The following is a 16,561-nucleotide window of genomic DNA, read 5'->3' as shown; positions in this document are numbered from 1 at the left end:
CAAACACAGTATATGAGCAACCTGAACCAACTCATTGAAGAGAAAAATATCAAGGCACTTATTTTTGACATGGACGGTGTGATTACCAAAACCGCTGTAGTACATGCCGAAGCCTGGAAAAGAATGTGCGATGCTTACCTGAAACAACGTGGCGAACGGGATGGCAAAAAGTACGAATTATTCGACGTGCAGGAAGATTACCGCAAATTTGTTGACGGCATGCCGCGTCTGGATGGTGTGCGCAATTTTCTGAAGTCACGGGACATTACCATTCCGGAAGGCAATCCGGGCGATGAACCGGGAACCGAAACGGTCGTAGGACTGGGCGAACTTAAAAACCTGTATTTCCAGGAAATGCTGCGGCAGAACGGAGTAGTGGTTTTTGAAGATACCATGGACTTCCTGCAGGAGTACAAGCGAAAAGGTTTTCCGGTAGCCGTTATTTCGTCCAGCAAAAACAGCTACGATATCCTGCGCTCTGCCAGAATAGACAAAATATTCGATACCCGCGTAGACGGAGTAGTGTCGGCGGAGTTAAAGCTCGAAGGTAAACCCGCACCGGACATTTTCCTGGAGGCTGCCAAACGTTTAAATGTATCGCCGCAGGAAACCGCCATTTTTGAAGATGCACAGGCCGGTATAGAAGCCGGAAAGGCTGCAGGTTTTGCCCTGGTAGTAGGCGTAGACCGTGGCACTAACAAAGAGTCGCTGGAAGCCAGCGGGGCTGATGTCGTAATTAATCGTTTCCCAAACCCCTAACTGATGAATCAAACAGAAAATAAAAACATCACGAAACAAAATGCGCACGATTTGCCGTCAGCGCTGGCAAAAAAAGACGAGCTGCTGGAAAAGCTGAAAGGCAAAGAACCAGCCGTTTTCCTGGATTACGACGGTTGCCTGAGCCCGATTGTGAAAGACCCGGACAAGGCCCTGCTTTCCGATGAGATGCGTAAGGCGCTGCAGAACCTGGCCAAAGTGCATCCTGTGGCCGTAGTCAGTGGCCGCGACCGTGCCAATGTGGCCAGGCTGGTGCAGATGGATGAGCTCTATTTTGCCGGTTCGCACGGCTTCGATATTACGGGGCCGGGTGGCATGGCTTCGGAGCCGGGAGGCGCCAGGGAGGCCGTTCCGGCCCTGGACAAAGCCGAGCTAAGCCTGAAAGAGCGCCTGAAAGATGTACCGGGCTCCCAGGTGGAGCGAAAGCGCTATGCCATTGCCGTGCATTACCGCAATGTGGCCGATGAGCAGGTAGACCTGGTGAAGAAGGCGGTTGATGAAGAACTGGAAGGACATCCTGAATTAAAAAAAGGGCTGGGTAAAAAGGTGCTCGAACTTAAGCCTAACCTGGACTGGCACAAAGGCAAAGCCGTACTGTGGCTGATGGAGGAACTGGGGCTGGACCAGGAGAAGACGATGCCCATCTACATTGGCGACGACATAACCGACGAAGATGCATTTGCTACCTTGCAGGGCAGGGGAATCAGCATTCTGGTTGGCGAGCACGACGAGCAGACAGCAGCAGCATACAGGCTGGAAGATGTAGACGAAGTGCGCCGGTTTCTGGAAGATCTCAGCAGGCTCTAAGTAATTCTGATGGCCGAATGGAAGATAACATACGACACCTGGAAGCCTGAAGAGCAGCCGCTGCGCGAAGCGCTCTGTACCCTGGGCAACGGCTACTTCGCAACCCGCGGGGCAGCCGAGGAAGCCGTTGCCGACGCTGCCATACATTACCCGGGCACCTACCTGGCAGGCGGCTACAACCGCCTTACCTCCACGGTAGCCGGAAAAGAAATCGAGAACGAAGACCTCGTCAACTGGCCCAACTGGCTGCCTCTTACTTTCCGGCATCCCGGCGAAGACTGGTTCAGCCTGGACAAGGTGCAGGTTATTAATTTCCGGCAGGAGCTGGACATGCAGCAGGGGCTGCTGGTCCGGCACCTGCATGTAAAGGATGCTAGTGGCCGTGAGACCTCCCTGGTCAGCCGCCGTTTTGCAAGCATGGCCAATGCGCATGTGGCGGCGCTGGTGTGGGAGCTTATCCCCCTTAACTGGTCCGGCGAAATAGAAATCTGTTCGGCCCTGGATGGCCGTGTGGCCAACTGTGGCGTGGCCCGCTACAGGCAGCTGGAAAGCCGGCATTTGCACCCCCTGGAAGCCGGCCGCCACAACGACGAAACCATCTACCTGCTGGTAGAAACAAAGCAGTCCAACATCAGGATGGCGCAGGTGGCGCGCACGCAGGTGTTTGTGCAACCGGAACAGCAGGCTTTTCACCGCGAAATCAAAACAGAAGGCAGCGCTTTTGTGGCGCAGCACCTGGTGCTGCAAGTCGTGCAGCAACAAGCTGTACGCATCGAAAAAGTAGTCATGCTTTACACCTCCCGCGATTTTGCCATATCGGAGGTATTGCTGGAGGCACGAACCAACATCGGGCGCCAGCGCAGTTTTGCCCAACTGCTGGAAGAGCATAGCAGCGCCTGGCGCCACCTCTGGGACAGATGCGACCTGGAACTGGCGAGCAGCAACAAAGCACAGGGAGTGCTCCGTCTGCACATCTTCCACCTGCTGCAAACCGTTTCCGGCAATTCCGTTGACCTGGATGTGGGCGTTCCGGCCCGGGGGCTGCATGGCGAAGCTTACCGGGGCCATATTTTCTGGGACGAACTGTTTATTTTTCCATTCCTGAACCTGCGCCTGCCCGAAATTACCCGCGAACTGCTCATGTACCGTTACCGCCGCCTGCCCGAAGCCAGGCAGATGGCCCAGGTTGCCGGCTATCGGGGAGCCATGTTCCCCTGGCAAAGCGGAAGCAACGGGCGCGAAGAAAGCCAGGTCATTCACCTGAACCCCAAATCCGGCAACTGGCTGCCGGACAACACCTACCTGCAGCGCCACATCAATGCGGCCATTGGTTACAACGTGTGGCAGTATTACCAGGCAACAGCCGACAAGGAGTTCCTGAATTTTTATGGCGCTGAACTCATCTTCGATATTGCCCAGTTCTGGTCTACCATCGCCACGTTTAACCCGGAACGGAACCGGTACGAGATCTGCCATATTGTGGGGCCGGACGAATACCATACCGGCTATCCCGATTCAGCAGACATCGGGCTCAACAACAATGCCTACACCAACGTAATGGCGGTTTGGGTAATTCAGTGCGCCCTGAATATTTTTCAGGTACTGGATGCCGACCGTTTAAATGAACTGTACGAGAAACTGCACATCACCCAGGAGGACCTGGAACGCTGGCACGACATCAGCAGGCGCATGTACGTTCCCTTTATCGGCGAGAGCTGCATTATCGCGCAGTTCGACCGCTACGAGGAGCTGCAGGAGTTTGCCTGGGAAAAATACAGGCAGCAACACGGCGAATCGATGCGCCTGGACCGCATCCTGGAAAGCGAAGGCGATAACGTAAACAAGTACAAAGCCAGCAAGCAGGCCGATGTGATTATGCTCTTCTACTTGTTTTCTTCGGAAGAACTGCTGGCTTTGTTCGAGCGGCTGGGCTATGCGTTTAAAGCAGCCGACATACCCGCTAACATCGACTACTACGAAAGCCGCACCTCGAACGGCTCTACCCTGAGCAAGATTGTGCACTCCTGGGTGCTGGCCCGTTCGGACCGGAAACGTTCCTGGTCTAACTTTAAAGTTGCGTTGCTGAGCGATATAGAAGATGTACAGGGCGGCACCACGCAGGAAGGTATTCACCTGGGTGCCATGGCCGGTACGATAGACCTGGTGCAGCGCGGTTACATTGGCCTGGAAATCCGTGACGACGTATTATGGCTAAACCCGGTGCTGCCCGAAGAAATTAGCTTTATCAAGCTGAACCTCCGCTACCGGGGCCACTGGCTGTCGCTGCGGCTTACGCACCATAACCTTATCCTCAGCCTCGACAGAGGCTTTTCGACGGAGGTCCAGATTGGTGTGAAAGGCGAAGTGTACACCTTCCGGACGGGAGATCAGCGCGAATTTGATATCACAAAAAAATAATACCTGCCGGTACGGCCGTTTTTAAATTTACTTTTTGAGCGGCAGGCAAAGAGCAAATAACCTTGTTTACACCGGTAGTTTCTGAACATAAACCTTGTAACCCTGCGAACAGATGCAAAAAATTGTAACCATCACCTTGAACCCCGCCCTGGATAAAAGCACAAGCATATTTCAGGTGCAGCCCGAAAAAAAGCTGCGTTGTGATGTGCCGAAATTCGAACCCGGCGGCGGCGGCATTAACGTATCAAGAGCCATTCATAAGTTAGGCGGACACTCCTGTGCCTGGTTTTTATCCGGCGGGCCATCCGGGGAGCGGCTGGAAGAGCTGCTGCGGGATGAAGGCGTTGAATTCTGGGCTGCAAAAGCAAAAAACTGGACACGCGAAAACCTGATGATCTTCGAAACATCCACCACCAACCAGTACCGCTTTGGAATGCCCGGTCCCCAGACTTCAGAAGCTGAATGGAAGCAGTTTCTGACCAAACTCGAGCAGGCCGAGGAACTGCCGGAGTATGTGGTGGCCAGTGGCAGCTTACCGCCCGGCGTACCCGACGATTTTTATTACCAGCTGGCCGTAATTGCGCATAAGCGTGGCTTTAAGCTGGTGGTAGATACCTCGGGCGATGCCCTGATGAAAGCAGCCGGTGAAGGCGTTTACCTGCTCAAGCCCAACCTGGGCGAACTTGCCGCGCTTGCCGGGAAGGAGGAGATTACGGCGATGGAGCAGGAGAAGATTGCCCGAAAGGTATTGGACGAAGGCAAATGCGAAGTACTGGTCGTGTCGCTGGGGCCGCGTGGCGCCATGCTGGCCACCAAAGAAGGAATTCACTACGTGGTATCGCCAACCGTAAAAATGCAAAGTGCAGTTGGCGCTGGCGACAGTATGGTAGCCGGTATGGTGCTTAGCCTGATCAAAGGCTGCAGCCTGTTGGATGTGGTGCGCTATGGCGTGGCGGCAGGTACCGCCTGCACCATGACACCCGGTTCGGAGCTCTGTACCAAAGAAGATACCGAAGATATCTTTAAGTGGCTCAAGGAGCACAACGGTTTTGCCCAGACAACTTACGCAAAACAAAGTTAAGGAACCTGGTGTAGCAGGAAAGGCAATGGTGGCAGCAGCAGTAACGTGTAGTAAAGTCCAAAAAAGTCTGCTGCACCAGCCACCACAGCCGCTGCTCCGGAAGAGGACCAACAACAAAAAAGGTGAAGCGCAAACTTCACCTTTTTTGTTGTTTATCTGAAACGGAATTAAGCATTTCTATTGATCGCATTCAGATCTTTGAAAGCTTCCTTCAGACGCTCGATGAACGTTTTTTCACCTTCACGCAGCCACACCCGCGGATCGTAATGTTTCTTGTTCGGAACATCTTCGCCTTCGGGGTTGCCAATCTGTGCCTGCAGGTAATCTTTTTTATTTGTCATGTAATCCCGGATGCCCTCGGTAAAGGCCCACTGCATATCGGTATCGATGTTCATTTTGATGGCGCCATACTCGATCGCCTCCGTGATCTGGTGCTTCTCAGAACCGGATCCGCCATGGAACACGAAATGAACAGGGTTAGGGCCTGTGCCATATTTCTGCTGAATGAAGTCCTGCGAGTTTTTCAGGATGTCGGGGCGAAGCTCTACGTTACCTGGCTTATACACGCCGTGCACGTTGCCAAAGGCAGCAGCAATGGTGAAGCGGCTGCTCACTTTGTTCAGTTCTTCGTAAGCAAAAGCAACTTCTTCAGGTTGGGTATACAAACGGGAGCTGTCGACACCGGTGTTATCCACGCCATCTTCTTCGCCGCCTGTTACGCCAAGCTCGATCTCCACGGTCATGCCCAGCTTATCCATACGCTTGAGGTAGCTGGCGCAGGTTTCCACGTTCTCATGAATCTGCTCTTCCGATAAATCGAGCATGTGCGAGCTGAAAAGCGGCTTGCCGTTTTGCTCAAAATACTTCTCACCGGCATCCAGTAAACCGTCGATCCATGGGAGCAGTTTTTTAGCGGCATGGTCGGTATGCAGGATAACCGGTACGCCATAGGCCTCTGCCATAATGTGTACGTGGTGTGCACCGGCAATAGCACCGGCAATGGCAGACTTCTGCGCATCGTTTGCTAAGCCTTTACCGGCATAAAACTGGGCGCCGCTGTGCGAGAACTGGATGATAACCGGGGAATTAACAGCTTTGGCTGTTTCTAAAACTGCATTCACAGAGTTGGTTCCGATAACATTTACAGCCGGAAGCGCAAAGTTATTTTCGTTTGCGTACTTGAATAGCTCTGTTACTTCATCGCCGAAAAGTACACCAGGTCTGAATTTGGTTGTTGTTTCGCTCACTGTTTTTAAATAATTAAAGTTTAAATTAAGTAGTCAGGTTGGTATATTATTCAATACTACCCCGAATTAACGTAATTTAAAAGTACTTACCGGAAAATTTATCTCATTTTTTATGTTGTGATTTTTACAGTTAAACGGGAAATCGATTGCACAATTTCAATTTTTACTGCCTGTCAACAGGCAATTTTTCAGGGGAAATCAGCAGTGGCTATGGTGGCAGGGGCAGAAGGCTGTTCCCTACTCAAAAACCAGCACCTTATCCTTGTGCTTGCCGCGCATGTAGCCCCGGATGATCTGCTGAATGTCTTTGTTGTCGTTGTAGCGCTTAACGGCTCCAATAAAATCGCCGATACCCTGTGCTGCGAAGGTTTCGTCTACAAAACCAAACCCCTGGTACATGCCATTCTGCACCACCACCACCGATCGCTCGTTCTGATGTCGTCCTTCGCCCACAATCACGAAGCTGTCGTGCTCGTAAGCAAACGATTCGAGGGCTTCGTTTACACGGGCATTATAGGTTTCGGGGTCTTCTTTGCCAATGCAGGCGCCGTTGCACTGGTGAACCTGGTAATCGAAGCAGGCCCCGTTGGTTTTGTACAGGTCGCAGAGCTTCTGGCAGAGGTTGTATTTGGCCACTTTATGAAACAGGAAACCCTTGGCTTTGTAGTGATTGGTAAGTGCTATGACCGGTGTTAAGTTGGCATTATCGGCTTTGTTGATGCTGCCAAACGTCAGCCGCTTGTAGCCGTTGCCGTCTTCGTACACATAAATGCCGGTATTGAACACGCTGCGGCGCTGCTGCCGGTTGTAGTGGGGCTTCAGGCGTTTGATTTCCGCCGATTCGAACAGCAGCGCCACCAGCTCGTTGCCCATCAGCTCATAGGTAATATCGGCAATGCTGTTTTTAAACTCCAGCGATTTGCGGCTCTTGTAGTCGATGTTGAAGTGCTGCACAATGCGCTTGCGGATGTTGATGCTCTTGCCCACATAAATAACCTCGCCCGCCTCGTTATGAAAGTAGTACACCCCCGGCTGCGTAGGCAGCGACTCAACCAGCTCTTTGCTGATGCTGGGCGGCAGCAGCGACGTTTTAATTTCCTTCTTCAGCTCCGGCGTTGGCTCTGCCGCGTGCAGGGCGCCATCTATCACAGGCCGGTTTATTTTGATCAGCTTGTCGAAGAGTTTTGCGGTTGCTTCGGCATCGCCAATGGCGCGGTGGCGTTGTTGCAGGTCGATGTTGATGCTTTTACAGAGCTTGCCCAGGCTGTAGGAGGGAAGGCCCGGAATAAGGGAACGGCTCAGGCGCACGGTGCAGAGGGTCTTGCGCTGGTAGGTAAAACCGAGGTCGGCAAATTCTTTTTTCAGGAAGGAATAGTCGAAACGTACGTTATGGGCTACAAATATTTTCCCTTCGGTAAACTGCACAATCTCTTTGGCCACCTCGTAAAATTTGGGCGCATCCTGCACCATTTCGTCGGAGATGCCGGTGAGTTGCGTGATAAAATAAGGGATAGGCCGCTGCGGGTTGATGAGCGTGGAATACTGGTCCACGATCTGCTGCCCGTCATGGATAAATATAGCGATCTCTGTTATTCTATCCTGGGCTGGCTGGCTGCCGGTGGTCTCGATATCTACTATAGCGTACAAAGCTTCTTTTGTTATTGGTTACTCGTTTTTAGTTATTGGGGAGGTCAATTAAGTTTAGGAGTTTGGGAGTTTTGGAGTTAGAGAGTTATAGAGTTTAGGGGTTTAACCGTTTCACTACACCTGTCACCAAAGCCACTGCTCTTGCCTGAACTGTCATTTTTGTGGTTTTTGATACCTATGATTTTTACTTAATAACTCTCAAACTCCTAAACTCTCAAACTCCTAAACTTCCTGTGCCAATAACTAAACTATAAACCAAAAATTTTAGTAATATGTTTCAAATGTGTAACTCCAGCAGCTTGTTTTGCAAACAAAATTAGCAGACAATCACTTTTCCTCCCGTTCCTCCTTTCCTTTCCGGATAGCCTTTTCTCTTATCTTATCGAACATACGGTTAAAACGGCCACTCTTTTTGGGTTTGGTATCTTCTATATCGCTGATCAGGAAACCGAAGGGGTTCAGGGGCGGATAGGCATCAAACAATACTTTAAGTGTGGCGATGATGGGAATGGAAAGAATCATGCCGGCCGGTCCCCACACTTCTCCGCCAATTAACAGGGCTACGATGGCAGCAAAAGGATTGATACTTACTTTTGAACCTACTACAAAAGGAGTAATAAAATTTCCTTCCAGGAACTGCACCACCATCAGGGCCACCACCACCAGTGCCGCATCGAGCAGACTGCCGGTTGTTGCCAGCGTAAACAGGGCGGGCAGCGTGGCGCCGATCAGAATACCGATGTAAGGAATAATGGTCAGGATAGAAGCGAAGACACCAAAAAAGATAGCGTACTTTACATCCAGCAGGAGCAAGCCCGCCGAGTTCAGCAGGGCCACAATCATGATCACGATCATCAGCCCGGAAATATAACTCTGTATCACGCCCTGGATGTTGGTGATGGTCTGATTCATGTTGCCGCGCCTGTCACGGGTTACGAACTTGAACATGAACTGCTCCAGGTGGTCGCGGTAGTAGAGCAGGCAGAAAACGAAGATGGGCACCAGCGTCAGGGCGGCAATGGCACCTGTTGTCATGGAGATGGTGCTGCCCAGGAAGGTGGTGGAAATGTCCTGCAGGCTGCCAATGATATTCCGGATCAGGTCGGTGTTATTGACCGGCTGTATTCCTGTTTTCTGGTACAGGTATTCCTGGAACCGCATGATCAGGGCATTAATGTTTTCGCCGATCTTGTCCAGTTCCGAGGTGAGGCTCATCAGCTGCACCGACAGAAACCAGACCACCAGTCCCAGGATCACCACCACAAAGATGATGCTGATAAAGATGGCAATAGCCCGCGGCAGCCTCCTGTTTTCCAGGTCGCGGGTAAGGGGGAGCAGCAGCATGGCAAACAGCAACCCGAAAGCCATCGGCATCAGCGTTGACTTGAACGTCTGCAGTATCCACAGTAACAAGATGAGCCCCAGCAGTATGATGGTATACTTTAAGTACTTGGGCAGTTTGATTTCCATTGAGAGTTGTTTGATAAATTGTTGAAACCGCAAATTCAGCAATTTCAGGTACATTCAGTAAAAAAAAATCAGCAGCAAATATATTTGTTTTTGAATATAAAAATGCTAAATAATTTAGCTTTCTTTCCTGCAGAATTCTCCTGCTCCTGTGAACCAGTAGCGCTGTATTATTGTTATTTAGGACGCAGAAATGGTAAAGGCTGAAATATGGCAGCAGGAGACTAAAATATTTAGCAAAAAAATATTTACCTTGCAATTTAGTACAGGCACCTGGAGCTTTCATTATGGCAGATGCCTTTTATTTTTTAATTTTCCGGTTGATTTTACCTAAACACAACAATACGCTTAAAGAATGGCAGAGTTAGAGCATTTTTACGACGAAGACAGTATCCGGTCGCTGGAGCCGCGCGAGCACATCAGGTTGCGCCCCGGCATGTACATTGGTAAACTGGGTGACGGGTCTTCGCCGGACGACGGGATTTACATTCTGGTAAAAGAGGTGATTGACAACTCCATCGATGAGCACGTGATGGGGAACGGCAAAACCATCGAGATTAAAATATCGGACCACAAGGTGCAGGTGCGCGACTATGGCCGCGGCATTCCGCTGGGCAAAGTAATCGACTGCGTGAGCAAGATCAACACCGGTGGTAAGTACGACAGCAAAGCCTTCCAGAAATCGGTTGGTCTGAACGGGGTGGGTACCAAAGCGGTAAATGCCCTGTCGAGCTACTTTAAAGTGCAGTCGGTGCGTGAAGGGCAGATGAAGACCGCCGAGTTTGAGCGCGGGGTGCTGACGACCGACCATAAGCTGGAGGAGACCAGCCAGCGCAACGGTACGCTCACCATCTTCACGCCGGACGATACCATCTTCAAAAACTTCCGGTTTAACCCCGATTACCTCGAAAACCAGATATGGAACTACGCTTACCTGAATGCCGGTTTGACGATTAACTTCAACGGCAAGAAGTTCTATTCCGAAAAAGGTTTGCTCGACCTGCTCTCGCACAAGACCGACGCCGAAAGCCTGCGCTACCCGATCATCCACCTGAAAGGCGAGGATATCGAGCTGGCCCTGACACACGGCAATGAGTACGGAGAAGAATACTATAGCTTCGTGAACGGCCAGTACACCACCATGGGCGGTACCCACCTGGCGGCTTTCCGCGAGGCAGTGGTGAAGACGGTGCGTGATTTTTATAAGAAAGACTATGACGCCGCCGATATCCGTGGCTCCATTATTGGCGCCATTTCGCTGCGCGTACAGGAGCCGGTGTTCGAGTCGCAGACCAAAACCAAGCTGGGTTCTATCGAAATGGGACCGGACGGGCCTGCCGTGCGTGCTTACATCAACGACTTTGTAAAAGAGCACCTCGACAACTACCTGCACAAGCATCCCGACACCGCTAACGAACTGAAGCGCCGCATCGAGCAAAGCGAGCGCGAGCGGAAGGATATGGCAGGCGTGAAGAAGCTGGCCAACCAGCGCGCCAAAAAAGCCAACCTGCACAACCGCAAGCTCCGTGACTGCCGCCTGCACTTCAACGAAGACAAAGACGAGCGCAACCTGCTCTCCACGCTGTTCATCACCGAGGGTGACTCCGCTAGTGGCTCCATCACCAAATCGCGCAACGTGGATATCGAGGCGGTATTCTCCTTAAGAGGTAAGCCACTCAACTGCTTTGGCATGAAGAAAAAGGTGGTGTACGAAAACGAAGAGCTGAACCTGCTGCAGCACGCCCTAAACATAGAGGAAGGGCTGGAAGGCCTGCGCTACAACCGCGTGGTCATCGCCACCGATGCCGACGTGGACGGCATGCACATCCGCTTGCTGCTGCTTACGTTCTTCCTGCAGTTCTTCCCCGACCTGGTGCGCAACGGGCACGTGTACATCCTGGAGACGCCGCTCTTTAGGGTGCGCAACAAAAAGGAAACCATCTACTGCTACAACGAAACCGAAAAGCAGGAAGCTATCAACAAACTGGGCAAGAAGCCGGAGATCACCCGCTTTAAAGGATTGGGAGAAATCTCGCCGGATGAGTTCGGCAAGTTTATCGGCGATAACATCAAGCTCAAGCCGGTGATCCTGCAGAAGGACACCACCATCCAGAAACTGCTGACTTACTACATGGGCAAAAACACCCCGGACCGGCAGCAGTTTATTATCGAGAACCTAAGAATAGAGAAAGACATAGTAGAGGAAGTATATGCATAACGACGAGTTGAACAACGAAGAATTACACCAACACGAAGAAATGGAGCAGGAAGTGCACTTTACGGATGGCGAAGACGAAGTCATTCATAACGTAACCCCGGTCTCCGGCTTGTACGAAAACTGGTTCCTCGACTATGCTTCTTATGTAATCCTGGAACGCGCGGTGCCAGCTATCGAAGACGGCCTCAAGCCGGTGCAGCGCCGTATCCTGCACGCCATGAAAGAGATGGACGATGGTCGCTTTAACAAGGTAGCCAACGTGATCGGGCAAACCATGCAGTACCATCCGCACGGCGATGCTTCGATTGGCGATGCCATGGTGGGCCTGGGGCAGAAAGACCTGCTGATCGAGACGCAGGGTAACTGGGGCGACGTGCGCACCGGCGACAGTGCAGCTGCATCGCGTTACATCGAGGCGCGCCTTTCCAAGTTTGCGCTCGATGTGGTGTTTAACCCGCAGACCACGCTGTGGCAGCTGTCCTACGACGGCCGTAAAAACGAGCCGGTTACGCTGCCGGTAAAATTCCCGCTGCTGCTGGCGCAGGGCGTGGAAGGTATTGCCGTAGGTCTGTCTACGAAGATTATGCCGCACAACTTCAAGGAGCTGATTAAGGCTTCAATCGATGTGCTCAAAGGCAAAAAGACGCAGCTGCTGCCCGACTTCCTGACGGGCGGACAAGTTGACGTGACCAACTACAACGGCGGTATGCGCGGCGGCAAGATCCGGGTGAGGGCCACGATCGAGAAGATCGACAAAACGCTGCTCATCATCCGCGATGTGCCTTATGGCATTACCACTACCGGTCTGATGGAATCGATCGTGAAGGCGAGCGAGAACAACAAGATCAAGATCAAAAAGGTAGTGGACAACACGGCAGCCGAAGTGGAAATACATGTGCAGCTGCCGCCGGGAGTGTCACCGGACCTGACCATCGATGCCCTCTATGCCTTCACCGACTGCGAGGTTTCTATTTCGCCCAACACCTGCGTGATTATCGAAGACAAGCCGCACTTTATGAGTGTGGACGAGCTGCTGCGCATTTCTACTTTCAAAACGGTAGACCTGCTCAAACGCGAGCTCGAGATTCGCAAAGGAGAACTGGAAGACAAGTGGCACCATTCGTCGCTGGAGAAAATCTTTATCGAAAACCGCATTTACCGCGACATCGAAGAGTGCGAAACCTGGGAAGCTGTAATCGAGGCGATCGACAAAGGCCTGGAGCCGTTCAAGCCCCTGCTGCGCCGCGAGGTGACGGAAGAGGACATCGTGCGCCTGACCGAAATCAGGATCAAGCGCATCTCCAAATACGACTCCTTCAAAGCCGACGAATATATCAGGAAGCTGGAGGAAGAGATGGCCGAGGTGGACGATAACCTGGCACATCTTATCCGTTACGCCATTTCTTACTTCGAAGGCCTCCTCAAGAAATACGGCCAGGGTAAAGACCGCCGCACCCAGGTGAAGACCTTCGATGTGATTACGGCACAGAAAGTGGCTATTGCCAACCAGAAGCTGTACATGAATGCCAAAGACGGCTTTATCGGAACCAGCCTTCGCAAAGACGAATTTGTGTGCGAGTGCTCCGATATGGACGACATCATTGTGTTCCGTAAAGACGGCAAGTTTACAGTGACGAAGGTGGCCGATAAAACCTTTGTGGGCAAAGACATCATCATGGCGCACGTCTACAACAAAAACGACGAGCACATGGTCTACAACATGATTTATGTAGATGGCAAGTCGGGTGTTTCGTATGCCAAGCGATTCGCCGTGAAGTCGATTACCCGCGACAAAGAATACGACCTGACCAAAGGTGAGAAAAATTCCAAAGTGCATTACCTCACCGCCAACCCGAACTCCGAATCGGAAGTGGTTACGGTAACGCTGGCGCCTGCTGCCTCAGCACGCAACAAAGTCTTTGAATTCGACTTTGCCGAACTTCTTATCAAAGGAAAAGGTTCTAACGGTAACATCGTTACCAAGTACCCGATCAAGAAAGTGGTGCAGAAAAGCCTGGGCGAGTCGACACTGGGCGGACGCGAGATTTATTACGACGAAGTGATCGGGCGTTTGAATACCGAAGGCCGCGGCCGCTACCTGGGCTCCTTCAACACCGACGATACCATCCTGGTGGTGTACGACGATGGCAGCTACGAACTGACTTCGTTTGACCTGGCCAACCATTACGCGGTGGAGCGCATTAAGGTGCTGCAGAAGTATTACCCGGAGCTGGTTATTTCGGCGATCTACTACGAAGGCGAAAGCAAGACCTATTATGTGAAGCGTTTCAAAATCGAAACTTCCACCATTGCCAAGCGCTTTACTTTTATCCCGGAAACCAAAGGTTCCAGGCTCGAAGCCGTGTCTACACATCCGGAACCGCTGGCCGATATCAAGTTCAAGCGCGACCGAAGGAGCGACAAAGAAGGGGAGAAGCTGCTGCTGAGCGAGTTCATCGACGTGAAAGGTTGGAAAGCATTGGGTAATAAATTAAATTATTACAAGATTCTGGATGTGGATGTGCCGAAGCAGGAACTGGTGCAGCAGGAAGAAAAGGCAAAACCAAAGAAACCTGTTGCTAAAAGAGAGGCCGCAGCCGTGCCATCCGAACTGCTTGAACTGGCAGAAGAAGCAGCGCGCGCAAGCGGAAGCCAACCAGAATCCGGTGCCGACGTAGAACCTAGTATAGATGATAATAGTGCAAAAGAAGCAGTCAAGAAAAAGAAGCAGCTAAACTTGTTCTAAATAAAATCCTTTTATAGGTAATGTTGTCATCTGTCTTATGAGTGGGAAAATGAGTTATGAAAAGATATTTGATACATGTACTATATATGCTGATTTTAATGGGGGGCGTGCTGCCTGTGCAGCAGGCCTTTGCCGTTTCTTCAGACCATAAGCAACTGCTGCAACGGGCAGACTCTTTGCTGAGTCATTATAAAGATACCGAGGCACTGCGTGTTTACGAGGAGGTGTTGTCGCTCTCCTCCGACAATTACGAAGCCTTGTGCAAAGCCAGTCTGCTGCACAACCGCATCGGGGACCGGTATGCAGACGATACCCGCAAACTGCAGCACTTTAACAAAGCAAAGGACTATGCGCTTCGGGCCTATGTGCTGAATGCAGCCGATGCCGAATCGAATTACATGATGGCACTTACCTTAGCACACATCGCGCTTATGTCCGGTCCGAAGCAACGGCTGACCCTGACCCGGGAGATAAAGAGTTACCTGGATGCTGCTTTAGCCTGCGATGCCTTTCATGCCGGCGCCTGGCATTTACTGGGACGCTGGCAGTATAAAATGGCCAACCTCAATTTTGCCGAGGTGGCGGCCTCCAAGTTATTCCTGGGCGATGCACCCGCAGATGTAAGCACCAAAGAGGCTGTTACATCCATGCAGAAAGCAATCGAATATAACCCGCAGAATATCCGGTATTACTTTGACCTGGCTTCTATTTACCGCGAAATAAAAGACCGCGATAACTGCATTTCTGTACTGGAGCGCGCCTTAACGCTTAACCTGGAAACAAAAGAGGAGCTGGAACTAAGCAGGCGCTGCAAGATTATGTTGGATGAGCAGTTACGGTAGTTTTTCCTGATAAAAAAATGCCTGCTCCGTTTCCGGATGCAGGCATTTTTCTTATCTGCACCTGCCACCACAGCCTCTGCACCTATAAAATGAATGGCGAACGGTAAAAAGGAGATAGCAGAAGAATCTCGTTATTTAAGTAAAATATATATAATTTAGCGCAGGCAAAAACTGCCGTTGCGTAGAACGTGTTAACCGGGGAATGAGAATACAGGCGTTTTCTTTGCTGTTAGGTTTGTGGCTGCTTGGCCTGGGGACCTCCTGTACCTCCAGCGAAGTGGAGGGGGAGCAGATGGTAAACCTGGAAGAGATGGCCGACAGGCCGGAGGCGCAGCTCTCCAATCTGACCAATGCCATTGCGCGCACTGGCGGCGACGGAAGTTTGTATGCCCGGCGGGCCATTGTGCTGTTGCGGCAGGGAGAATTAACCAAAGCGCTGGCAGATGCCAACGAAGCCGTACGCTTGTCTAAACGCGACCCGGCTACCTGGTTTGTGAAAGCGCAGGTACTGCGGGCACTGGGCAGGCAGGACGAGGCGCTGGCGCTGGCGCTGCAGGCCGAACGGAACTCCTACCAGAGTTCCTCGCTCTTTGTGCTCCTCGGCGACCTGTACCTGCAGCGCCACGATTACCGGCAGGCCAGAGCCTACATTAACCAGGCATTGGACATATCGCCGGCCGACGAATACGCTTTCTACTACCGCGGGCGCATTCAGGCGGAGACGGGAGATACAGCAAGAGCTGTCCGCAGCTATAAAAAGGCGCTGGAACAGGCGCCTGATTTTATGGAGCCGCAACGCGAACTGGCAGGAATTTATCTTGCCCGGAAAGAATTTGAAACGGCAGGCGGACTCGTGCAGTCTGCCATGGCGTTAGCCAGCGACAACGGCCAGTTGTGGCTCTACAAAGGGCTGCTCCACCAGGTCCGGCAGCAACCCGACAGTGCGCTGGTAAGCTTTGAAAAAGCCCTCGCCCTGAACGATACCCTGCAGGGGGCGCATTTCTGGCTGGGGCTGGAGTTGCACCAGCAGGGAGACAACGTTGGCGCCATCGAGCACCTGGAGAAAGCCGCCAGTACGTACGGCAACAACCTGAAGTTCATGGCGACGCTTGCCAACTGCTATGAGCGGATAGGGCAGTACCAGAAGTCACTGGAACAGTACCAGCGATTGCTGGCAGCCGAACCCCGGTATACCTATGTACACCAGAGCATCAGCCGCCTGAAAAGTAAAATACAGGGTCCCCGGGTAATCACGGCCGATACCTCGCGTATCGAATTAAAGTCTATAGACATTAAAAGTAATTAAACATA

General features: G+C 51.8%; 11 protein-coding genes. 8 read left to right on the top strand and 3 right to left on the bottom strand.

Going from position 1 to position 16,561, the window contains the following annotated elements:
- Window positions 1-12: 12 nt before the first annotated feature.
- The 4 genes from DCW36_RS22755 (at window position 13) to DCW36_RS16225 (ending at window position 5,083) form a co-directional block, all read left to right on the top strand.
- Entirely contained in the window at window positions 13-759 is a 747-nt protein-coding gene (locus tag DCW36_RS22755; protein WP_205702954.1) for a beta-phosphoglucomutase family hydrolase, read from the top strand.
- Window positions 760-762: 3 nt separating this feature from the next.
- Entirely contained in the window at window positions 763-1,584 is an 822-nt protein-coding gene (gene otsB, locus DCW36_RS22750) for a trehalose-phosphatase (protein WP_205702953.1), read from the top strand.
- A 9-nt stretch (window positions 1,585-1,593) separates the two neighbouring features.
- Entirely contained in the window at window positions 1,594-4,002 is a 2,409-nt protein-coding gene (locus DCW36_RS22745) for a glycoside hydrolase family 65 protein (RefSeq protein ID WP_205702952.1), read from the top strand.
- 112 nt (window positions 4,003-4,114) lie between these two features.
- A complete protein-coding gene (locus tag DCW36_RS16225) occupies window positions 4,115-5,083 on the top strand; it encodes a 1-phosphofructokinase family hexose kinase (RefSeq protein ID WP_114781320.1) in 969 nt (322 codons plus the stop codon).
- Between the two features lie 167 nt (window positions 5,084-5,250).
- Here DCW36_RS16225 and fbaA read toward each other — a convergent pair whose 3' ends face one another.
- The 3 genes from fbaA to DCW36_RS16210 all read right to left on the bottom strand — a co-directional run bounded on the left by fbaA (window position 5,251) and on the right by DCW36_RS16210 (window position 9,447).
- On the bottom strand, window positions 5,251-6,330 hold the full coding sequence (fbaA, locus tag DCW36_RS16220) for a class II fructose-bisphosphate aldolase (protein ID WP_114781319.1): 1,080 nt from the start codon (window positions 6,328-6,330) through the stop codon (window positions 5,251-5,253).
- Between the two features lie 237 nt (window positions 6,331-6,567).
- A complete protein-coding gene (locus DCW36_RS16215) occupies window positions 6,568-7,977 on the bottom strand; it encodes an exonuclease domain-containing protein (protein ID WP_114781318.1) in 1,410 nt (469 codons plus the stop codon).
- Window positions 7,978-8,304: 327 nt separating this feature from the next.
- Window positions 8,305-9,447 carry an AI-2E family transporter gene (locus DCW36_RS16210; protein WP_114781317.1) on the bottom strand — a complete coding sequence of 381 codons (1,143 nt, stop codon included), beginning with the start codon at window positions 9,445-9,447 and terminating at the stop codon, window positions 8,305-8,307.
- A 352-nt stretch (window positions 9,448-9,799) separates the two neighbouring features.
- Between DCW36_RS16210 and DCW36_RS16205 the strand changes: the two genes are divergently transcribed.
- The 4 genes from DCW36_RS16205 to DCW36_RS16190 all read left to right on the top strand — a co-directional run bounded on the left by DCW36_RS16205 (window position 9,800) and on the right by DCW36_RS16190 (window position 16,556).
- Complete coding sequence (locus DCW36_RS16205) at window positions 9,800-11,662, top strand: DNA topoisomerase IV subunit B (RefSeq protein WP_114781316.1); 1,863 nt, start codon at window positions 9,800-9,802, stop codon at window positions 11,660-11,662.
- The gene (locus tag DCW36_RS16200) at window positions 11,655-14,408 is read left to right on the top strand and encodes a DNA gyrase/topoisomerase IV subunit A (protein WP_114781315.1); all 2,754 of its coding nucleotides are present in this window, start codon (window positions 11,655-11,657) and stop codon (window positions 14,406-14,408) included. Before DCW36_RS16205 ends, DCW36_RS16200 begins: the two co-directional genes overlap by 8 nt.
- Before the next feature lie 86 nt (window positions 14,409-14,494).
- On the top strand, window positions 14,495-15,250 hold the full coding sequence (locus DCW36_RS16195; RefSeq protein ID WP_240676209.1) for a tetratricopeptide repeat protein: 756 nt from the start codon (window positions 14,495-14,497) through the stop codon (window positions 15,248-15,250).
- A 202-nt stretch (window positions 15,251-15,452) separates the two neighbouring features.
- Window positions 15,453-16,556 (top strand): tetratricopeptide repeat protein, encoded by a 1,104-nt coding sequence (locus DCW36_RS16190; protein WP_114781313.1) that lies wholly within the window; start codon window positions 15,453-15,455, stop codon window positions 16,554-16,556.
- Window positions 16,557-16,561 lie beyond the last annotated feature (5 nt).

The organism is Botryobacter ruber (assembly GCF_003347595.2).
GTDB classification, from domain to species: Bacteria; Bacteroidota; Bacteroidia; order Cytophagales; family Hymenobacteraceae; genus Pontibacter; species Pontibacter ruber_A.
Note: the sequence above shows the minus strand (reverse complement) of the source record. Positions and strands in the feature narration are given on the sequence as shown.